This window comes from Mesorhizobium sp. M0028 (assembly GCF_040323855.1).
In the GTDB taxonomy this organism is placed as follows: Bacteria; Pseudomonadota; Alphaproteobacteria; order Rhizobiales; family Rhizobiaceae; genus Mesorhizobium.
In genome coordinates this window covers 26,198-45,504 of record NZ_JAMYVG010000005.1, presented here as the reverse complement: position 1 = coordinate 45,504, position 19,307 = coordinate 26,198, and the positions used below count along the sequence as shown (strand labels likewise).

The window sequence follows — 19,307 nt, the reverse complement described above, 5'->3', positions numbered from 1 at the left end:
CGCGCTACTTTCCCTGCGCTGCGACATAGCGCGCGACGCTCGCGATCTCCTCGTCGCTGAGCGACAGCGCGATAGCGTGCATGATGTGATTTGGACTCTCGCTCGCCCGGTAGGCAAGCAGGGCGTTGGTGAGCCTCTCCTCACCAAGCCGGATGATGCTGGGAATGCCTGTGCCGCCGCCATCGAGGCGATGGCAGGACGCACAGGTCGCGGCGAGTTGAGCGCCTTGATCGGCCCCCGCCGCCGCGCCGGATTGGCTGACGAGAAGCACGAGGCCCGTGGCAATCGCAGATCTCGCGACGGGACGCATGCTGAATACCCGTCTGTTTCGGAGTTTTCCGGTCACGCTCCCACTCAACTTGTCACGCCATAACTCGCGCAGCTCGATTGCGTCGCCACCTCAACCGACCGTGAGCCGGTGCGACAACGTGTAGACGGCACCGCCGTCCTCCTCCCATACGAAATCGAGCCGGCCGCTCTCCGTCGCGCGCAGGGAAAATTCGAAGAACGGGTTAGCCGAAATCGCCTCGTGGAGATCGACGCTGAACACCACGGATTGGTTGTAGCGGCAGACAAACCTGTTGATGATCTTGCGCGGGATTACATTGCCTTGATCATCATGGCGCAGCCCTGTTTCCATCTCATGGCTGATGATGGTCTTGACCTGAAAAAACTCTCCCTTCGCCGCAGCGCTCGGCACGATCACGCGTGGTGTTGCGGTAGTCACTGTCTCTCTCCGTTCTCAGGCACAGCCATCTGTGGCGACACGGACCCACGTCGTGGTCATCAGCAAATTGCCGTCATTCATTTCGGCGACAGCGATGACATGCTGCGGTTTGGCAAGGCGGATGCGGGTCGACACGCGGGGCAGGCTGCGTTGGGGGACGAAATGGAAACTGGCGACTTCGATAAGCGGGTTCCGCGGCGCGAACACGCGCATTTGCCTCACATGGTCGGCCTCAGTCATGGGGCTGTCGATGTAAAGACTCATGGGCACGGTATAGCCGGTCGGGAAGTATGTCGGCATTATCAGGTGAAGGCGATCCGACACCGTGGCTGTCCGTCCGGTGAACTGTTCGACGAGATCCAGCGCTTCATCGTTCGCACGCGCGCTCTGCGGCGAGGAGAGCGCGACTCCGGCAAACCCCGCACTCCCGGCGATCAACACATCGCGGCGCGTCAAGCTCATCATCCCGGTCTCCGCCTTTTTTGCGTCACTCCGAAGACACACATCAACAGCGGCAGGAGGCGGCGCAATCGGACACATCAGTGCGGCAGCTTTGAAGTTTAGCACCGCCAACCGCTGCGAGCAAATCTCTTAGAAGTGTCCAAGGTCTCTTAGCCGCCCTCAAAACGGTCAAGGCATTGCAGGAAAGGACGCTCCTGCGTTTGTCGGATTTCTAATCACGCTCTTGGCCGGCTATCAGACGCTCGAACTAACTGGAGCGCTCTGAACAGCGCCAGCGCAATGTCGGATTTACAAGCATGTGCGACATTCATGATAGGCTGAAGAAGGACCGGTTAGGGTCATAAATTCCGGTTTCGGACTAATGGGTCGCACCGAACAATGTCGCTGCGTCGCCGAGCGATTTGGACCCACGCGCTGGCTCGTCTCAGTCTCGGCTAGTCCGACTAGAGATCAGGCGCACAACATTTCGGAGGACAACGTGCACCAGAAGCCGACATTGCACGTTGAAGGTCAGGTCAGCGTCTTGCTAGTGACCTTCAATTCAAGAAATGCCGAACTCTCGGTTGCTTATTATCCCCTGTCGCAAGAACGGGAATGCCCCTGAAGCCAGGTCATCGCCATTGCCACCAAACCGGGCGGGATTGGCGTCATTCATGGGCCTTGCGGCCATTATGCTATTAGGCCCGCGCTAAGGGCTGAGTTTCGCGGAACAAGCCGACGCATGGGTCCGTTTCCTGCGTGCCAAGAGCATCACGACTGCAGCTTGGTCGAGCTATAAAGCCTCGGTGTGCCACTGCACATGTGAGGCTTCGTTATGCGCGACGCTACTCATGCGCGGAGCCACTCATGGAAGAGTTCCTACTGTTCGCAGCCGTCGGGTTTCTGGCCCAGGCGGTCGATGGTGCTCTAGGGATGGCCTATGGCGTGATCTCTTCGACGGTGCTCCTCACCTTCGGGGTGCCACCGGCACAAGCATCAGCTTCAGTTCATGCTGCGGAATTGTTCACCACCGCCGCTTCCGGATCGGCTCATCTTTATCATCGCAACATCGATTGGAAACTGTTTTGGCGACTGATCCCCTTTGGTGTCGGCGGCGGTATGCTCGGCGCTTTCGTACTCACTTCGTTTGACGGAGATCAGGTCAAGCCATTCGTTACAGCATATCTCGCGGTTATTGGGAGCTGGTTACTATATCGGTCGTTTCATCGTATCCCCACCAACCCCGTGAAGCTGAAAATCGTGGCGCCGTTGGGCGCAACCGCCGGATTCCTGGACGCCGCAGGCGGTGGGGGCTGGGGTCCTGTTGCCACCACCGGTCTACTCGGCGCGGGTGGACAACCGCGATTCGTTATCGGCACGGTCAATGCGAGCGAGTTCCTGATTGCACTTTCAGTGTCGCTGAGCTTCCTCGCCACGATTGTAACCGGCCATTGGGAGCAAGCCGGCGAATTCCGCGACCTAACATCTGTTGCCGGACTGATCGTTGGAGGCGTTTTAGCGGCGCCGCTGGCGGGAAGGATGGTCAAGACATTGCGGGAGAGGACGCTCCTGCGGCTTGTGGGATTTCTGATCACGCTTTTGGCCGGCTACCAGACACTCGAACTAACTGGATTGCTCTGACCGTGAGACAGTCGAACGGAGGCAAGGAAATGAGCACTTCGACCAGGATCGGCATCGGAGCGGGCTGGCTGGGCGGCGCGATCGCCGGATTCATGCTCGATGCCGGTGTCGTCAAGCCACAAGATCTTGCCTTCTCCTATCGGCAGACGAGGCCCGACTGCGGCGGAAGCTCGCGCTGGATCGAGGTGACATGGATGACCACGCCCGAGCCTTGCTCCATCATCATTGGCAACAGGGCAGATCAAGCAGGGTTCATCGGCTTCGCGCGAGGATGATTTGGAACGACGGGAAGACCAAAGACGTTCGTGCATATTGCATCCGCTAGCCACAGGTCTAACGCTTGCTATTCTCAGTAGTTCGAGGCGTACCATGTTTCGCAACTCGGGCATCATTTCTCTGCCTCGCCCGCTTGAGCGTCGTGTGGACACTCTTGCCCAGTCGTTCATGCGCCAGCGGCTCGGATCTCAGATGGACTTCTCGACTCCGGAAGGCGAACCGGCGCTGTTACCACCCAACTCGGTGTCCTGGCGCATTTTTAAGAACCCTGTTGCGCTGTTCATCGGCGGGGTAACGGCGGTGCTGCTCGAATTGGCAGAGCCGCGGGTTCGCGACGCCATTTGGCAGCACAGCAGCTTCCGCTCCCTCGCGCTCCGACGATTGCAGCGTACGGGCCTCGCTGCTTTGGTCACGGTCTACGGCCCCCGATCCAAGGCTAAGGCCATGATTGAAGATGTGGTCAGGATGCATGGGCGCGTTTCGGGTCGAACCAGCGAAGGCGAGCCATACCACGCCACCGACCCGGAGCTGCTGGACTGGGTGCAAGCGACGGCCGAGTTTGGTTTCATGGAGGCCTATCACGTCTATGTGCATCGTCTGCATTTTTTCGAACGGGACGCGATGTTTGCTGAGGCTCGCCCCGTGGCGCTTCTCTATGGTGCGGTCGGCGCGCCCACGTCTCAGGCCGAGCTTTACGCGCTGTTCGACGTGATGAGGCAAAGACTCGTCGCGTCGCCGATCGTGTCGGAGTTCCTGGAGATCATGGAAGAAGTTCCCGCCTTGCCGGGAGTTGCTCGACCCCTTCAGCGGCCGCTTCTGAAGGCGGCCGTCGAGATCCTACCCCAATGGGTCCGCAAGCGGTTGGAACTCGGCGACCGCTGGACCTTGAAGCCGTGGGAGCGTGCTGTTGTGAAGACGACGGCTGCAATCTGCGACAGCACCGTGCTTCATTCATCACCAGCCGTCCAGTCGTGCCGCCGCCTCGGCCTTTCCGAGAGCTATCTCTATCGCCGAACGGCATCCGAAAACCTACACAGAACCGGACAGTGTTCGTTCCTTGACTAAATGTCAGGCACGCGTCGTGATCGTGTCCCAGGGAGTGGTGTAGCTGACGGCTTGGTCGCCGCGCTCTCCGGCATGGGGCCGGGCTGATCAGCGTGCCACGGCTGGCAGGCTGATCAGAAGGATCATCGCTCATTTGGCTGATGGTTTCCAGCGTCATGTATCTGGCGCGCTGCACGGCCCATTCGTCGTTCTGTTCGAGCAGGATCGCGCCAACCAGGCGGACGATGGCGTCATCATTTGGGAAGATGCCGACGACCTCGGTGCGCCGCTTGATCTCGCCGTTGAGGCGCTCGATCGGGTTGGTCGAGTGCAGCTTGGCGCGGTGCTCCTTGGGGAAAGGCATGTAGGCAAGCACGTCGGGCTCGGCGTCGTCCATGATTGTCGCCAGCTTCGGCACCTTCGGCCGGATCTGGTCGGCGACGGCGCGCCATTGCGTGCTTGCGGCCCCGGGCGTTTCCTGGGCGAAGGCGGTGGCGATGAAAGCGGAGACGACGCGGCGCCCGCTCTTGCCGGCATGGGCCAGCACGTTCCTCATGAAGTGGACGCGGCACCTCTGCCATGTCGCGCACAGCACCTTGGTGACGGCCGCCTTGATACCTTCATGGGCATCGGAGACGACGAGCTTGACGCCGCGCAGGCCACGGCGGGTCAGCTTGCGCAGGAACTCCGTCCAGATCGGCTCGGCCTCAGACGTGCCGACCTCCATGCCCAGCACCTCGCGCTGGCCGTCCGCGTTGACGCCGACAGCGATGATGACGACGACCGAGACGATGCGGCCGCCGCGGCGCACCTTCAGGTAGGTGGCGTCGATCCACAGATATGGCCAGTCGCCCTCGATGGGACTTTCAAGGAACGCTTTGACCTTGCCGTCGATCTCTTCGCACAGCCGGCTGACCTGGCTTTTTGGAGATGCCGCTCATGCCCATGGCCTTGACCAGGTCGTCGACCGAGCGGGTCGAGATCCCCTGGACGTAGGCCTCCTGGATGACGGCGGTCAGCGCCTTCTCGGCCATGCGGCGCGGTTCGAGGAAACCGGGGAAGTAGGAGCCCTTCCTGAGCTTGGGGATGCGCAGCTCGACGGTGCCGGCGCGCGTGTCCCAGTCGCGCTCGCGATAGCCGTTGCGCTGGGCCGTGCGCAACGGGCTCTTCTCGCCATAGGCGGCGCCGGTGGCGGCGCCAACCTCCAGCTCCATCAGCCGCTCGGCGGCAAAGCCGATCATCTCGCGCAAGAGATCGGAATCCGGAGTCTTCTCCACGAGCGCGCGCAGGTTCATCATGTCGTCGGTCATCGATGGTTCCTTCGAATCAGGTTGGTGTCAGCAACCCGACCTTACCGGCGAACTGTCGATGACCACCGCAAAGCCGCTCGCTCGCTATAGCGCTATCGAGGGCGCGCCCGCGAGCGGCTACCGCCGAGCTACACCACCTGTGGGGACGCGACCCGCGTCGTGCAGACGTTCAGCTTCTAGTTAACGCGTCTTGAAGGCACGAACTCGATAGCCCACTGGACGGCGGGGCGTGACGCAGGCCCGCCAAGCAGACGCGAACAAACTACCGGGCGGCTGCGGGCAACAGTGAAGCCGTCGTACCGTCAAAACCGGCATGGGCCGGCTCGTGGCCGGAGCCGCCGCCCGAGATGACCGTGTAGCCCTTCTCGGTGACTGTCAAAGTCACGATCCTGATCCGCGGGTCCAAAAGCGCCTCCAGCAGCTGAGCGGGGCCCGCCGGTGCGACAAGAATATGGCCGATAGAACCGACTATCCGAAGGCTCGTCTGTTCATCTTGACGACTGACAACTGTGTACAAACCATCTTGGGGAGCAAGCGCGTCCCGCGTGTCCGAACTCCGGAGCAGGCTGCAATCATGCCCCAATCGAGTTGTCCCGCGGCCAGGCAATCATCCGTATAGATTGCCTGATGGGCCCTGTGCCAGTTGCCGATACCGAGATGCACGATTCCGGGCGTCACACTCCGTCGATCGTACCGAGGAATTTGGACACCGGCTGATGCGAGCGCCAAATTGGCGTGAGAAAGACGATTTTCCATTGTATGCAGCTCAATCGAAATGGAGACCACCGTTCATATCGATAACCTCGCCCGTGATGAAACCGGCTAGAGGAGACGCGAGGAATGAAACGGTGTGGGCGACTTCTTGAGGTTCGCAAAATCTCCCGACCGGGATTTGAGCAAGCTGGGCCGCGCGCTGTTCGTCGTTGAGCTGTTCGGAAACCATCGGCGACATTACGTAGGCGGGCGCAATTGCATTCGAGGTCACGCCCTGGCCAGCGGTCTCGCGGGCAATTGAAAAGGTCAGCCCGATCATCGCGCTCTTCGAAACTGAATACGCCGTCCCTGCGGTCAAGCCTCCGCTTTTGGCGGCATAGGAGGAAATATTGATCACCCGACCCCACCGTTTCGAGCGCATCCCTGGAAGAAATATCTGGGCGAGAAGGAATGCGGCTTCTACGTTGACTATGTTGACCCTTCGCCATTCCTCGATCGAGGTATCTGCCATTTTGTGGTTCGACAGAATGCCAGCATTGCATTATCAATCAGTGCAAACAATATATAATCCTGGCATCACTTTTGTGAAATTATCAGCTTTATTACTTACCTCTACTTTCCAATATGCTTTCTGCGTGGGTGAGCGCTTCAAAGGCACCAGGCTTAGGCCAAAACTCCTGGTCCCCAAGAATCGGGACTTGCGGCTAAGTGGCGTGACGCCAATAGTAGAAGAAGGCATCCTCGATAGTGGGTGTCGCGATGTAGCGGTCTAGCGACTTGAACCCCCGACATCTGCACCGGAACATTCTGCCGCATCTTACCCTGTCCGATTTGCAGGTCGCTACTCGCCTTTCCCGAACGAGCCGGCGAGGCAGCTTCCGCACCACGCAACATCTCTTATCTAGGGCAACACGATCTCTTCATTACCGGATGGTGCGGGATGTGGATTTGTTGTGCCGACTGCAATATGGCCCCGTTTATCGGGACTGAGGCTTGTCGAAACAGTCAACCGTCTGGATTTGATATCGTTGTGCTGTTTCGATGCCGACGTTGTCGAGGCCGCGTCTATGAAGAGTGACACGCTTTCGTACCCACCCCGCGGCCTCTCTCGTGAGGAAGCAGCGCGCTATGTCGGTGTCGGATCGACACTATTCGACGACATGGTTGCTGACGGCCGCATGCCGAGGCCTAAGCACGTCAACAGTCGCGCGATCTGGGATCGTGTGGCGCTCGATATCGCTTTCTCCGCCCTGCCAGACAAAGAGAATGGTCTGCAACAACTATTGGAGCGGAGCAAACGAGAGCCGACAAGGAGATAAGCAACTACGCACATTGCGTATACGCTGCAGGCGTAGTACAGTCACCGCCTGAGCGGATGAGATGATGTGAACGACAATGAAAAGCTCGCGCGAGAAGTGAAAGCCTGGCGGGCGAAGGGAGGATTCACCGCCGAGAGTGCAGCCAACGTCTTGGGAATACCGAAACGCACTCTTGAAGGTATAGAGCAAGGTCGGGGCTTCCCTTACCCGGTACTTCTGCGCGTTGCTATAGAAAGCAAGACCCTTTCGCTTCAGGCAATGCTGGAAGAACGGAAAGCTCGTCTATCGCTATCGCGGCAAAGGAATGCCCGAAATTCGGCTTCCTGGCAGACCAGGCGATCCTGAGTTCGAAGCCGCCTATGAACAGGCAACGCAAGGCCAAGGTCAAAAGGCCGTCATCATTGACTTGCCCGGTCTGGCGTTGCCAAAGACATTTGGTCATGCTGCGCGCCGACTTGAAGCGACGATGGAATGGCTGGACTTCGACGAAGCGACGCAGCAGAAGAATGCCCGGCTTATTGAGCGCTTCCTTCAGATGCAGGTCGATCCTGCCTATCCGCTGACTTGGCGCAACACGCCGGTGGAACATCTCGATGCCGACCATTTGCGTGCGATTATCGAAAGTGTCTTTGCCACCAACCGGACGGTTGCCAAGCACCTGCTGGTGGCAATCAAGAAGCTCCTATGGGTGGCGATCGAAGTTGAGAAATGGATCAAGCCGCAGGACGATCCCTCGCTGTCGATCCGCGTCCGCATTCCAAAATCGACTGCCAATCCCGCCTGGCCGATCGCCATTCGTGAAAAGTTCGAGGCGCACCATCCAATCGGATCAGCGCCGCGCACCTGCTATGCGCTCGGTTTCTGGCTCGGGAACCGACGCGGCGATATCGCCTCACTGGAATGGGACGATTTGGTCCTCGAGGAGATCGAATTGTTCGATGGCTCCTTGGAAACAATCGAAGCCTTCGACTTCCGACAGCAGAAAAATCGCAACCGTCATGGCGGGCGCGAGATGTTCATCCCTGTTGTGGACAAGCTGGCGCAAGCTTTAGTGCCATTAGATCGCTCTAAGGGTGGGACGGTATTGAAGCACGCCTATGGGCGTCCGTTCTCCAAAAAGAGCCTCACTGGCATGATGGCACATTGGAACAAGCAGGCCGGCATCCCGGAGGGCTACACCCTGCACGGGCTGCGCCGTACCTTCGGCACGTATCTCGCCGAATGCAACATCCAAGCCCGCGCTATCATGGAGGCGATGGGGCATTCTTCAATGACGGTAACAGACCACTATGTGCGAGAGGCCAATAAGAAACGGATGGCTGTCGATATCGCCCGCGCCATCAACGAGCGGGAAGCCAAACGCGACGCCATGAAGCAACGGATACCTCTGCGCGTCATCAAATGAGTGAATCAACCCGACCAAGCGGAGGGTGGCACATCGGCCGCCCTTTTTTGGGCCCATAATAGGCCCAAAACGTTTTGGGCCGAGGCGTATTTTCCTCAATAAAATCAATGGTTATGGTGGGCCCGGAGGGTATTCAGAAAGCCATAAAAATCAATTGGTAAGAGATCAGTGGGACTTCAGAGCATTCAAATCTTTTCCAATGTTTTTCAATGTTGTTGTCCCACTCAGAAGTGCCTCAGTCCACCAAGCCGACGCACTGAACGCCTCACTCGGAAGGGAGGTTTGCGCAAGGCGAAAGGAAGATCGCGTCGGTGTGCAGCCTTCCTGAGAAGGGTCGCGGTAGCGCCGACTGCTGACGCTCAGCGCGAAGACATCAATGTCCTGTTATGGGGCCGTCAGAGGACCGGCCGCTTCTCGCGCCCAGAAAGCGATAGCAGACATGCAACTAGGTGGTACAAAATCTCTAGCGTGACCCTTTCGAGACATTTGCGTGCGGCATTTGCGTCTCGAAAGCGGTTCTTTAGTGCTACCAGCACCAACGACCGTCTGCGGTCGTTCATCGAATGGAGGTGATCGCCTGTCAGGAGGCGTTCAAAAACGACCTACGACCGCGATCTTCATCCGGCCGTTTTCATGGTGTCATTCCCGGCTATGCTGACAAGTTCTTTATGATCGGCAGCTTGCGGATCGTCTTGCCCGTCGCCGCCCGAAGCGCGTTGGCGACGGCCGGGCCGATCGGCGGCACACCCGGCTCGCCAACGCCCGTGGGCGGCTCGTCGGACGGCACAATGTGCACCTCGACGCGCGGCATCTGCTCGATCCTGAGCGGCATATAGGTGTCGTAGTTCTCTTGGTCTACGACACCGCCCGTCAGGGTCAGCTCCTCCTGGAGGATCGCGCCTAGCCCGAAGCCGATACCGCCCTCCATCTGAGCGCGGATCTGGTCAGGATTTATCGCGGTGCCGCAATCTACCGCGCAGACGACGCGGTCGACTTTGAAATCATTTCCATCGTTGAAGGTGATCTCCACCACCTCGGCGACATAGGTCGAGAGGCTTTCATGCAGTGCCACGCCGCGGAAACGGCCTTCCGGCAGAGGCTTGTCCCAGCCTGCCTTCTCAGCAGCCAATTTCAGCACGCCGGCATGCCGTGAATGGTGACCGAGCATCGACAAGCGGAAGTCGACCGGATCACGGTTCGCAGCGGCGGCGAGCTCATCAATCAGGGTTTCCATTGCGTAAGCGGTGTGGGTGGAGCCTACCGAACGCCACCACAGCACTGGGATGTTCACGTCCGTGGTGGTCAGCTCGACCTTCAGGTTCGGGATCGCATAGGGCAGGTTGGTGGCGCCCTCCACGGAGGTCGGATCGATGCCGTTCTCGATCATCGCCGCAAAGGGCGAACCGCCCGCGATCGATTGGCCCACGATGTGGTCATGGAGAGCGACGACATTGCCTTCCTTGTCGAGCCCCGCCTTGACTGCGTGCACATAGGCCGGCCGGTACCGCCCACCCCGCATGTCGTTCTCGCGGGTCCACTGCAACTTCACTGGCTTGCCGGGTCCCAGTGCACGCGCTGTGGAAACAGCTTCGATAATGAGATCTGCGTCCGAGACCGCTCGACGGCCGAAGCTGCCGCCGGTCTTCATCACGTGCAGCCTCACCTTGTCCGGCGTGGTGCCGCCTACTTGAGCGGCAGCCGCCTGATAAAGGTCGGGCATCTGGTGTCCGCCCCAGACGTCGATGGTGCCGTCTTCGTTGATTCGGGCGGCCGCGTTGAGTGGCTCGATCGAAGCATGGACAAGATAGGGGAATTCGTAGTGCCCTTGGACGACTTTCTCAGCACTGGCCAACGCTGCGGGAGTGTTACCGTCGTCGCGCGCGGTGGCCGCGCCCGGATCGTCTGCTGCCTTAGTGTATTCGGCCATGATCTCGGCCGTGCCGCGCCTTTCGGCCTTCTCTTCGTTCCAGGTCACCTCCACGAGATCGCGGCCCTTGAGCGCCGTCCACATGTCCCTGCCGACCACGGCAATGCCGCGCGGCGTCTGGACGATATCGACAATGCCGTCGAGTGCCTTGGCCTTGGAGGCGTCGAAGCTCTCGATCTCAGCGCCGAACTTCGGAGGATGGATCATAACGGCCGTATTGAGTCCATCCATCTTGAGGTCGATCGTGTAGGTCTGCGCGCCATTGGTCTTGCCGGCGGAATCGTAGCGCTTGAGGCTGTCCGATCCGATCTGGGCCCACTTGTCGCGCGGCTTTAGCGGCACGTCGTCGGGAACCGACATTTCCGCTGCGGCTTCAGCCAGGTCACCGAAGCGCGCCTGCATCCCTGAGGCGTGCGACACGACCCCGGAAGCGACTGTGATCTCGCCGGCTGGCACGTCCCACCGCTGCGCCGCGGCCGCCACCAGCATGGCCCGTGCGGCAGCACCCGCCTTGCGGTAGCGCTCCCACGACGAGCTCATCGACGTGGAGCCACCGGTTCCCTGCGCGGCCCCGCCCCAGGCGAGATTGCCGTAGAGCGCGGTATTGCCATATCCGCCGACCACGTGGACCTGCGCCCAGGCGCCGTCGAGCTCTTCCATAACCAGGGTGGCGATGCCGAAATAGGAGCCTTGTCCCATCTCGAACTGCGACGAGTGGATGACGATTCGGTTCTCCGGTGTGATCTCGACATAGGTCTGGAAGGGGTTCGCCTGGACCGCTGCAGGCGTCGTTTGTGCGTTGGCGGGCGCGGCCATCATTAGCCGGTAGCCCACGGCGAGGCCCGCGGTGGTGACGGCCGTGCCGAGGAGGAACTGGCGGCGCGTGGGCCCCACGGCATTATGCTTCGGGAGAAACTGCAACATGCCTCAAGTCTCCAGCCGGTTGGCGGTCTCGTGGGTGGCCGCGCGGATGCGATGATAGGTGGCGCAGCGGCAGAGATTGCCGCTCATCGTCGAATCAATATCATCGTCCGTCGGCTTCGGCGTCTCTGTCAGGAGGGCCACGGCCGACATGATCTGGCCAGACTGGCAATAGCCGCATTGAGGTACGTCGAACTCGGCCCACACGGCCTGGACCGTTTCGCCGATCTTGCCCGACACGCCCTCAATGGTGGTGATCGAGGCTCCTTCGATGTCGCCGACTGCGGTCTGGCACGAGCGCGTCGGCATGCCGTTAACGTGAACCGTGCAAGCGCCGCACTGGGCAAGGCCGCAACCGAATTTCGTTCCTGTGAGTCCGATGCCGTCACGGATCGCCCAGAGCAGCGGCATCTCTGGATCGACGTCGAGTGTTCGCGCCTCGCCATTGAGGGTAAAAGCGACCATGGCTTGCTCTCCTTGTCCTGAGCTGGCTATCTCGTTGCGCCTCCGCCCGGCTAGGAACCGGAATCTTCTTGCTGAGGCATAGCGACCACAGACTAGGATCGCGAAGCTCGAGCAACAAGCCGCTAGCTGGCAATCGCGAGATCGTGAAGTGGCTCGTGTCGAAAGGCTGGAGGCAACTGAATGTCATTTTTGGGCCCACCGGCCGGTCAGTTTCCGGCTCGATGACCTGGTTGGCAGTCATTCCGCTTCTAAGCCTAAACCCCAGACATGAACTGTAGCAGCATCATAAAAGACGACATCAAGCGGCGATTTTTCGTTGCGCTGCACCGCTAGCTCGTTCGCGTGGTTCATGATCCGCTGGTTATCCGCGGATGCTGGTTCACCATAGGTGCCAGAAACTTGCCACGCGCTATGCGGTTAAGGATGTGGTCGTCATTCGTAGCGAGCGAATGGCCGAAAATGAAGAAGCAATGGCTGGCGGTCTTCCCATTCGCGGTGAACTGCTTGAAGCCTTGGTACAGGTAGGCATTGTGACGGATCTTCGCCTTCTTCTGGGCGCTGGTGGGCTGATGAAGGGCGGCTTAGGGTCATGATTCCCGCTGCAATGACCGATGAGTCACAGACGCTGCATTTCGCGCTAGACCGCAACTGCGGTATTCTCGATCATACGCTCAGCCATCCTATTCGCACCTCGTTGCCGCCGTTCGCCGCACCTATCGATCGGAGGCCTTCCAGCCTCGCGATAGCCGCGCTATGTGGCTGCACACAACCTGACGACGAACAGGAGCAAGATTGGACATAGAAGCCAGCACAAGATCGCCCTCCCCCTGTCCTTGCTCGTTTTCATGCGAAAACAATCGAACTGAGTGCTGCGGGGATAGCGAGGTCGATTTGGCCCACTTCAGAGCGAAGTCGGCCATAAGCCATTGATATAATTTTGGTGGGCCCTGAGGGTGCTTGGAAAGTCAGAAATATCAAAGGCTATTCGACAGTGGGACTGTGTTGCGTTACTATGCTCTCCGGTCTTTTCCGGTTGATTTGTCCCACCCCTGATGCCGATTGCGGTCATTCGCCGCTGCCTTGGTCAATTCCCGATTCCACAAGCATCCGGTCCTGAGTGGGCAGACGGGCTTCCTAGTGGTAATTAGTCAGCGACACGTTGACCGTTCTCGTCACGCGGGTGAAATCTACGTTCGACCATATACGTCGTCGAAGCGAACGATATCATCCTCGCCGAGATAATCGCCGCTCTGCACTTCAATGATCACCAGGTCAATTCTGCCTGGGTTCTCCAGCCGATGCTTATGGCCGCAGGGGATGTAGGCTGATTCGTTTGTCGCCAGGAACAACTCCTGCTCGCCATTGACGATTTTCGCGGAGCCGCTGACCACGACCCAGTGCTCCGAACGATGATAGTGCATCTGCAGGCTCAGCCGCCGACCGGGCTTCACCTCGATGCGTTTGATCTTGAAGCGCTCGCCTTCCTCAAGAACCGTGTAGGTACCCCACGGCCGATGTACCGTGCTGTGGACCAGGTGAGCTTCATGTCCTGAAGCCTTGAGGCCCTCGAACAGCTTCTTGACGTCCTGAACGCGGTCGCGGGATGCGACGAGCAAAGCGTCCGGGGAATCGACGATCACCAGATCGCTGACACCGACCGTGCCGATGACGCGCTTGTCGGAGCTCACATAGCTGCCGGTCGTGTCGACCATATGCACATCGCCGCGGATCCTGTTCCCGCTTTCGTCGGGGGCGATCAAATCGGCCATTGCGTTCCAGGATCCGATGTCGTTCCAATCCATGTCGCAGGCAACCACGGCAAGTTTGTTCGTCTTCTCCATGACAGCGTGGTCGAGCGAGATTCGCGGGGCGGAGCCGAAATGCTCAGGCGCGAGTTCGATTTTGGCAAAGCCTTCGCCTTGACTGAAGCGGCCGTTCTCGTAGCTGTCGGAGACGGCCTGGATCACCGCGGGGCAATGCGATGCCATCTCGTCGAGCATGGTTTGTGCGCTAAAGCAGAAAATGCCGGCGTTCCAGAAGAAGCGCTTGGACGCGACATAGGCTTTGGCTGTGTCCAGATCCGGTTTTTCAACGAAACGGACGACTTTCTCACCATCCGCTTCGATATAGCCGAATGCCGTGTCCGGTCTGGTTGGGGTGATGCCCAATGTGGCGATCCGCCCGAGCTTCGCATGTTCGATGGCCCGGCACATGACGTCTAAAAATGCAGGCAGGTTGCCAACCATGTGATCGGCTGGGAAGACGCATAGAATCGCGTCAGGGCCTTGCGTTGCCTTGGCATGGATGGCGGCCGCCGCAACGGCTGCGGCCGTATCCCGGCCTTCAGGCTCGAGCAGAAAGGTGCGTGGCAGGACCACGGAATCTAGTTCGTCGAACTCGTCCTTGGTAAGGAAGAGGTGTTCCCCAGATGTCACGGCGACGAGTTCCACTACGCCCTTTATCGAACCGACGCGCAACACAGTGTGCTGCATCAGTGAATGCCCGTCTGCCACTTTGAGGAAAGGTTTAGGGTGCGATTGCCTTGAGGCGGGCCATAGCCGCGATCCGGCTCCGCCGCTGATGATGACGGGAACCACTTTCATATAACAACCTCGATTTCGTCTCTGGAGTGATTGCCCGCGCCCTTTCGAGCGTTAGCGTCACGATCGCCGTCGCTCTGGCTTGGTCTGCGGCCTCCGAGTAACAGCGAAGTTCTGGCGCGTTGCCGAACGGCCTCAGATGACGACGCTATCGGTATCGTACGACGCTTCCATGGCCTCGATGAGAAATGGACATTCAACTATGTCTGTTGGTTGCATCCGCCGAATTGTGCAGGTGACGGGTCTTAACTGAGACCAGAGATTCTCTGGCTGTCTTCTATCAAAATCAAACGACTTGGCTCCTTCAGATCGAACTCAATTACGCGTGGTACGAAAAGGCGTGCATATCGTGTAAAGGCGCTCGTCGGAGGAAACCGAATTACAGTATCGCAGCGCCCGAGAAGATACATCTCAACGAGGGCGGAAATTGCGCCGTCCATCCCAAGTGCTGCAGTGTGTAAGGGGCCGTCTTGATCGGATCGGAAATGCTTGGGGACGGTGAGAAGATCGGGAAACCTGGCCGACAGGTGATCCAGGATTTGCGCGCTGTCCGTGCACAAGAACAGCCGCACAGGCTTGGGGTGCGGTAACGCTTTAGCCTTATCAACCGCAGTGCACACTTGTCGAACGGCGAACTCCGGATCGGCCCAGTAGGGCGCATGGTCCATGATGTCTTCACCGTTACCATGTCGAACATGAACCCCGATGATGCTGTGCCCCTCAAAACACTCTTGGTAAATGGCATTTATGCGTGTTTGAATTTCAGACCGAGGCTTGACACTCTGGAAGACCTGCCGCTCGGCATCCTCATCGCAGCGCCACATCAAGCAAGCGTCACACACTACTGTGTTCGCTTCGACATCGTGTTCGGCCTGAAAGAGCTCGCCCAACTCGTCGCGCTCTTGGAAAATCTGCTCATCTGGGCGGTAAAGGCAGTCGATCGCTGGCCTATTCCACCACTCCGGGAAGAATGGACCCGGGAAGGAAAAGTCGTTGATCCGGTCGTCGCAAATAGCCGGTACGCCAGCGATGTCATTGATCGGTTCGAAGAACACCGGAAAGGCATTTGTGAAGGGTTGGTCGAGATAGCAGGACCCGCGCCAGTCGACGGCTAGCGTTCGTCCCGACCGCTGAGCGTAGCGCCAAGCGGCCGCCAGCGACCATAGACAATCACCGAACCCCGTACGCCTCTGAGAGACGACGAACCTGCGCTTTACCAATCCACTGACCTGCATTTTCGGAAATTTCGTTTCAGAGACGAGGTTGCATCTGGCTTGGGATCTCTTAATCGATACTAGTCGACCGTTACGCCGGGCGATTTGGTAGAGGCTGCGCGTGGGGCAGAAGAGCTCCCTCTGCACTGCCTATCCTTATCTCTGTGACGCTCGCAAATCTTGACGCCGGGTACTCCCGCTTCCGGTTAAATTCAGCGTTCTCTAATGCGCCGGGCGACATCTGTAAAATTGATTGCGTGGATGTGGCCCATCCATGTGTTGGATACTAAGGCATTCCTTGACGATGGGCCTCTGCTTACGCGAGGCCGCGCTTTGCTAAGCGAAACAGCCGTTCGAGGCAGTCCACAAAGTCCCTTTTTCAAGTCCAATTCTTAACTGCCTCAACGTAACATGTCATTTGCGGGCGTTTCCTGAAGGACGGATGTGCAGGACCCGCCAGCCGTCGAATGTCAGGCGCAGGCCATCCACGTCATTTATGGCCATCATGGCGTCCGGTCCCATCGAAAGATGCGACACGGCGCCCTCTGACGCTTTCAAGTGCGCCAACATGGCGCAACTCGTGTCGACCGGATAGCTTTCGATCCGGCCGGACTGAGCGACTGGCACGCGATGCTGTGCGACGACGGCCGAGAGAGGAATTTTGGCGTCTGCAGCCATGTGGAGGATCGTTCGACGGTTCTGCGGGTTCTCGGTGTCGGAGCCGACACCTGTGCGAACCCGCTCTCGTCCGTTTTCGACAGGCCCTTGAGGTTCATGACCCTGTTGTTCGCCGAGATCACCCGCCAGTTCAGCGATCCAGGTGAAGATCGGCACGCCTGTCGATGCGGCGATCATCGCCTCGGCCAGCGAAGATGATGAAGAGGGCCATTGGGTCAAGTACAAGCGCCGACCAGCGTTTCATTGCTTCAAAGCCCATTTCGGTGCCTACGCCGATACGGCCCTTGTCGAGGAGATCGCCGTCACGGCGCCCACACCGAGGACGGCAACGCCGTTCCTGATGCTCTGCCCGACAATCCCGGCGAAGTGTTTGCCGACAGCGCCTACCGAGGCAATCATCTCGGCGACGCGGTGCGCGCCAAGGGTGGAAGGCCGCGCATCGTCGCAACCGCTGTGGGGGCGCGACGAGGCCGAAAGCTCGACGCCTGGAACCAACCGATCCACAGAATTTGTACTCGGATCGAGAAGATCTTCGGCACCTGTAGCCGGATGCGATGGCGAGGGCTGGCAAAGGCGGCCGTTCAAATTCGCCGCACTGCGATCGCCTACAGTATGAAACACAGTTTGATGGTCGCCTCGTCCCCCCATCGTTGAAGCCCAGCTACCGTTTTCGGGCTAGCGCGCCCGAAATTCCTTGGAGGTCAATACGGAATGCCCTACCCGGCTTTTCGCCGCCGTCTCAAATGTGCGGTTCGCCCAAAGCCCCCGACTGCCACGAACTTTGTCTTCGCGCGGAGCGAAACCTCGCGCCCACGACTTTGTGCCGCCGATGTGCCGCGCTGCCCTGTCAAACAATCCATTTTATGGATGCACCTCATCCAAACAATCGATTTCACTGATCAAAACAATTTCCATTAGAAGACGCTGAAGCAGGCAATGATTAAGATTACTTGGTTAGCGCAAGAGAGCGGTAAGGTGGAGTTGTCGGCTTGGACCCACATGCCCGCCATTTTATCTGGGAATGGCTACGTGCCCTGTTGGCGCAGGGCAAGACGATTCTACTGGCCACCCACTTCGTGGAAGAAGCGGAGCGGCTATGCAACCGACCTGCGTGCTTGAGAACGGACGTGCGTCCTCACTCGCTGATTGATGAGCAAATCGGGTGCGACGTGATTGAAATCTATGTCGCTCACCCCGTGAGCTGAGTTCGGCACTCAGGCCGCATGTGCGACTTAGGCAGGTTAGCGGCGAGACTCTGTTTTGCTATGCCTCCAAGCAGGAGCAGGTGTGCTCGCTGGCTGACACTGTCAATGACGAGCTCCGCGCCGCATCTGTCGAAATCCTACCATAGGGTATGGGGCGGGCCGCAGTTTGCTGGCGGTGTGGCGAGCCGGAGTCGAGACTTCAACTATAATAGAGCAGGAAGAAAATGGGCGAGAACAGGAAAGTTGCTCTGGTTACGGGCATAACGGGACAGGATGGTGCCTATCTTACCCGTCTTCTGCTGGAAAAAGGCTACGTCGTTCATGGGATTAAGCGACGTTCCTCTTCCTTCAACACGGGTCGCATCGAAGACATCTACCAAGACCCGCACGATCCCGATCCGCGCCTAATTTTGCATTACGGTGACCTCACTGATGCGACTAATCTCATCCGAGTAGTTCAGGAATCCCAGCCAGACGAGATTTACAACTTGGCCGCTCAGAGCCATGTCCAGGTGTCGTTCGAAACGCCGGAATACACAGCAAACGCCGACGGTATCGGAACATTGCGACTTCTTGAGGCGATCCGCCTCCTCGGTCTGAAGGACAAGACCCGCTTCTATCAGGCCTCGACTTCAGAGCTCTACGGCCTCGTGCAATCCGTACCGCAGAACGAAACAACGCCCTTTTATCCGCGCAGCCCTTACGCCGCCGCCAAGCTCTACGCCTACTGGATCGTGGTCAACTATCGCGAGGCCTATGGTATCCATGCTTCCAACGGCATTCTCTTCAATCATGAAAGCCCACTGCGCGGCGAAACTTTTGTGACGCGCAAGATCACCCGCGCCGCCGCTGCTATCTACCTCGGCAAGCAGGACAAGCTTTATCTCGGCAATCTGGATGCTCAACGCGATTGGGGCCATGCGCGTGAGTACGTGCGTGGTATGTGGATGATGATGCAGCAGGATCAACCGGATGATTACGTGCTGGCGACGGGCAAGACGACCCCTGTCCGCCAATTCGTCGAATGGGTTTTCGAAGATGTCGGCGTCGCGCTCGAATGGCGTGGTGAGGGAGTCGACGAAAAGGGCTATGATGTCGAGACCGGCAGATGCCTAGTCCAGGTAGACCCACGCTACTTCCGCCCCACGGAAGTCGATCTTCTCCTGGGCGATGCCACCAAGGCGAAGGAGAAGCTCGGCTGGGTGCATGAGACATCCGTGCGCGAGCTCGCCGCGGAAATGGTGCGGGAAGACCTCAAGGTCATGCAGACATCGGTAATCATGAAGGAAGCATAATGTACGATATGAAGGGCAAAGCCGTGTGGGTCGCGGGCCACAAGCGTATGGTGGGCAGCGCTGTTGTACGCCGGCTCGCGTCTGATGACTGCAAAGTTATGGCCGCCCTGACGTTTCCCCCAAAT

The 19,307-nt window shown here is 58.8% G+C and carries 18 protein-coding genes and 4 pseudogenes; 10 read left to right on the top strand and 12 right to left on the bottom strand.

All coding sequences use genetic code 11. The features are described from left to right. Positions 1 to 4: 4 nt before the first annotated feature. The 3 genes from NKJ93_RS12485 to NKJ93_RS12475 are packed head-to-tail and all read right to left on the bottom strand — an operon-like array spanning position 5 to position 1,192. A complete protein-coding gene (locus tag NKJ93_RS12485) occupies positions 5 to 346 on the bottom strand; it encodes a c-type cytochrome (RefSeq protein ID WP_352547756.1) in 342 nt (113 codons plus the stop codon). A gap of 54 nt (positions 347 to 400) precedes the next feature. After that, positions 401 to 703 carry a thiosulfate oxidation carrier complex protein SoxZ gene (soxZ, locus tag NKJ93_RS12480; RefSeq protein ID WP_084642623.1) on the bottom strand — a complete coding sequence of 101 codons (303 nt, stop codon included), beginning with the start codon at positions 701 to 703 and terminating at the stop codon, positions 401 to 403. Positions 704 to 742: 39 nt separating this feature from the next. Further along, positions 743 to 1,192, bottom strand: a complete 450-nt coding sequence (locus NKJ93_RS12475; RefSeq protein ID WP_352589341.1) for a thiosulfate oxidation carrier protein SoxY — start codon at positions 1,190 to 1,192, stop codon at positions 743 to 745. Positions 1,193 to 1,356: 164 nt separating this feature from the next. Between NKJ93_RS12475 and NKJ93_RS12470 the strand changes: the two are divergent. From NKJ93_RS12470 to NKJ93_RS12455, 4 genes and pseudogenes are all read left to right on the top strand, one after another. Continuing rightward, positions 1,357 to 1,454 (top strand): annotated as a pseudogene (locus NKJ93_RS12470) (sulfite exporter TauE/SafE family protein); the annotation flags it as partial. 581 nt (positions 1,455 to 2,035) lie between these two features. Then, complete coding sequence (locus tag NKJ93_RS12465; RefSeq protein ID WP_023718680.1) at positions 2,036 to 2,809, top strand: sulfite exporter TauE/SafE family protein; 774 nt, start codon at positions 2,036 to 2,038, stop codon at positions 2,807 to 2,809. Positions 2,810 to 2,838: 29 nt separating this feature from the next. Beyond that, a complete protein-coding gene (locus NKJ93_RS33610) occupies positions 2,839 to 3,084 on the top strand; it encodes a hypothetical protein (RefSeq protein WP_023718681.1) in 246 nt (81 codons plus the stop codon). 94 nt (positions 3,085 to 3,178) lie between these two features. Continuing rightward, positions 3,179 to 4,150, top strand: a complete 972-nt coding sequence (locus NKJ93_RS12455) for an oxygenase MpaB family protein (protein WP_352589338.1) — start codon at positions 3,179 to 3,181, stop codon at positions 4,148 to 4,150. 87 nt (positions 4,151 to 4,237) lie between these two features. Here NKJ93_RS12455 and NKJ93_RS12450 read toward each other — a convergent pair. The 3 genes and pseudogenes from NKJ93_RS12450 to NKJ93_RS12430 all read right to left on the bottom strand — a co-directional run bounded on the left by NKJ93_RS12450 (position 4,238) and on the right by NKJ93_RS12430 (position 6,679). Beyond that, positions 4,238 to 5,439: pseudogene (locus tag NKJ93_RS12450) on the bottom strand (IS256 family transposase). Positions 5,440 to 5,701: 262 nt separating this feature from the next. After that, positions 5,702 to 5,824: a hypothetical protein gene (locus NKJ93_RS12445; protein ID WP_352495923.1), complete on the bottom strand. Its 123-nt coding sequence runs from the start codon at positions 5,822 to 5,824 to the stop codon at positions 5,702 to 5,704. Positions 5,825 to 6,205: 381 nt separating this feature from the next. Then, a complete protein-coding gene (locus NKJ93_RS12430) occupies positions 6,206 to 6,679 on the bottom strand; it encodes an SDR family NAD(P)-dependent oxidoreductase (RefSeq protein WP_280940413.1) in 474 nt (157 codons plus the stop codon). 541 nt (positions 6,680 to 7,220) lie between these two features. Between NKJ93_RS12430 and NKJ93_RS12425 the strand changes: the two genes are divergently transcribed. The 3 genes from NKJ93_RS12425 to NKJ93_RS12420 all read left to right on the top strand — a co-directional run bounded on the left by NKJ93_RS12425 (position 7,221) and on the right by NKJ93_RS12420 (position 8,877). Next, the gene (locus NKJ93_RS12425; protein ID WP_352589335.1) at positions 7,221 to 7,472 is read left to right on the top strand and encodes a hypothetical protein; all 252 of its coding nucleotides are present in this window, start codon (positions 7,221 to 7,223) and stop codon (positions 7,470 to 7,472) included. 66 nt (positions 7,473 to 7,538) lie between these two features. Beyond that, the gene (locus tag NKJ93_RS33605) at positions 7,539 to 7,817 is read left to right on the top strand and encodes a helix-turn-helix domain-containing protein (protein WP_502904384.1); all 279 of its coding nucleotides are present in this window, start codon (positions 7,539 to 7,541) and stop codon (positions 7,815 to 7,817) included. After that, positions 7,777 to 8,877, top strand: a complete 1,101-nt coding sequence (locus tag NKJ93_RS12420) for a tyrosine-type recombinase/integrase (RefSeq protein WP_352589332.1) — start codon at positions 7,777 to 7,779, stop codon at positions 8,875 to 8,877. The genes NKJ93_RS33605 and NKJ93_RS12420 overlap by 41 nt, the downstream gene beginning before the upstream one ends. Before the next feature lie 649 nt (positions 8,878 to 9,526). On the opposite strand, the gene NKJ93_RS12415 is transcribed toward NKJ93_RS12420, so the two are convergent. From NKJ93_RS12415 to NKJ93_RS12390, 6 genes are all read right to left on the bottom strand, one after another. Next, on the bottom strand, positions 9,527 to 11,728 hold the full coding sequence (locus NKJ93_RS12415) for a xanthine dehydrogenase family protein molybdopterin-binding subunit (protein WP_352589329.1): 2,202 nt from the start codon (positions 11,726 to 11,728) through the stop codon (positions 9,527 to 9,529). Positions 11,729 to 11,731: 3 nt separating this feature from the next. Further along, positions 11,732 to 12,190, bottom strand: coding sequence for a (2Fe-2S)-binding protein (locus NKJ93_RS12410; protein ID WP_352589327.1), 459 nt, complete (start codon positions 12,188 to 12,190; stop codon positions 11,732 to 11,734). A 347-nt stretch (positions 12,191 to 12,537) separates the two neighbouring features. Further along, the gene (locus NKJ93_RS12405; RefSeq protein WP_352474479.1) at positions 12,538 to 12,711 is read right to left on the bottom strand and encodes a hypothetical protein; all 174 of its coding nucleotides are present in this window, start codon (positions 12,709 to 12,711) and stop codon (positions 12,538 to 12,540) included. A 666-nt stretch (positions 12,712 to 13,377) separates the two neighbouring features. Continuing rightward, positions 13,378 to 14,793: a mannose-1-phosphate guanylyltransferase/mannose-6-phosphate isomerase gene (locus tag NKJ93_RS12400; RefSeq protein ID WP_352589324.1), complete on the bottom strand. Its 1,416-nt coding sequence runs from the start codon at positions 14,791 to 14,793 to the stop codon at positions 13,378 to 13,380. Positions 14,794 to 15,035: 242 nt separating this feature from the next. Further along, positions 15,036 to 16,025, bottom strand: coding sequence for a nodulation protein NodZ (locus tag NKJ93_RS12395; RefSeq protein WP_023680057.1), 990 nt, complete (start codon positions 16,023 to 16,025; stop codon positions 15,036 to 15,038). Positions 16,026 to 16,418: 393 nt separating this feature from the next. Then, positions 16,419 to 16,859 carry a hypothetical protein gene (locus tag NKJ93_RS12390; protein ID WP_352589322.1) on the bottom strand — a complete coding sequence of 147 codons (441 nt, stop codon included), beginning with the start codon at positions 16,857 to 16,859 and terminating at the stop codon, positions 16,419 to 16,421. An 809-nt stretch (positions 16,860 to 17,668) separates the two neighbouring features. Here NKJ93_RS12390 and NKJ93_RS12385 point away from each other — a divergent pair. From NKJ93_RS12385 to NKJ93_RS12375, 3 genes and pseudogenes are all read left to right on the top strand, one after another. Next, positions 17,669 to 17,970, top strand: a pseudogene (locus tag NKJ93_RS12385) (nodulation factor ABC transporter ATP-binding protein NodI); the annotation flags it as partial. 141 nt (positions 17,971 to 18,111) lie between these two features. Then, the gene (gene gmd, locus NKJ93_RS12380; protein ID WP_352474458.1) at positions 18,112 to 19,182 is read left to right on the top strand and encodes a GDP-mannose 4,6-dehydratase; all 1,071 of its coding nucleotides are present in this window, start codon (positions 18,112 to 18,114) and stop codon (positions 19,180 to 19,182) included. Beyond that, positions 19,182 to 19,289: pseudogene (locus NKJ93_RS12375) on the top strand (GDP-L-fucose synthase); the annotation flags it as partial. The gene gmd and the pseudogene NKJ93_RS12375, both read left to right, overlap by 1 nt. Positions 19,290 to 19,307 lie beyond the last annotated feature (18 nt).

Bases quoted from the DNA above. Each gene is read 5' to 3' on its own strand.
- NKJ93_RS12415 (WP_352589329.1), bottom strand. From the start codon at position 11,728: ATGTTGCAGTTTCTCCCGAAGCATAATGCCGTGGGGCCCACGCGCCGC.
- NKJ93_RS12400 (WP_352589324.1), bottom strand. From the start codon at position 14,793: ATGAAAGTGGTTCCCGTCATCATCAGCGGCGGAGCCGGATCGCGGCTA.
- gmd (WP_352474458.1), top strand. From the start codon at position 18,112: ATGGGCGAGAACAGGAAAGTTGCTCTGGTTACGGGCATAACGGGACAG.
- NKJ93_RS12395 (WP_023680057.1), bottom strand. From the start codon at position 16,025: ATGCAGGTCAGTGGATTGGTAAAGCGCAGGTTCGTCGTCTCTCAGAGG.
- NKJ93_RS33610 (WP_023718681.1), top strand. From the start codon at position 2,839: ATGAGCACTTCGACCAGGATCGGCATCGGAGCGGGCTGGCTGGGCGGC.
- NKJ93_RS12410 (WP_352589327.1), bottom strand. From the start codon at position 12,190: ATGGTCGCTTTTACCCTCAATGGCGAGGCGCGAACACTCGACGTCGAT.
- NKJ93_RS12420 (WP_352589332.1), top strand. From the start codon at position 7,777: ATGCCCGAAATTCGGCTTCCTGGCAGACCAGGCGATCCTGAGTTCGAA.
- NKJ93_RS12390 (WP_352589322.1), bottom strand. From the start codon at position 16,859: ATGATCGCCGCATCGACAGGCGTGCCGATCTTCACCTGGATCGCTGAA.
- NKJ93_RS12425 (WP_352589335.1), top strand. From the start codon at position 7,221: ATGAAGAGTGACACGCTTTCGTACCCACCCCGCGGCCTCTCTCGTGAG.
- NKJ93_RS12475 (WP_352589341.1), bottom strand. From the start codon at position 1,192: ATGATGAGCTTGACGCGCCGCGATGTGTTGATCGCCGGGAGTGCGGGG.
- NKJ93_RS12465 (WP_023718680.1), top strand. From the start codon at position 2,036: ATGGAAGAGTTCCTACTGTTCGCAGCCGTCGGGTTTCTGGCCCAGGCG.
- NKJ93_RS12455 (WP_352589338.1), top strand. From the start codon at position 3,179: ATGTTTCGCAACTCGGGCATCATTTCTCTGCCTCGCCCGCTTGAGCGT.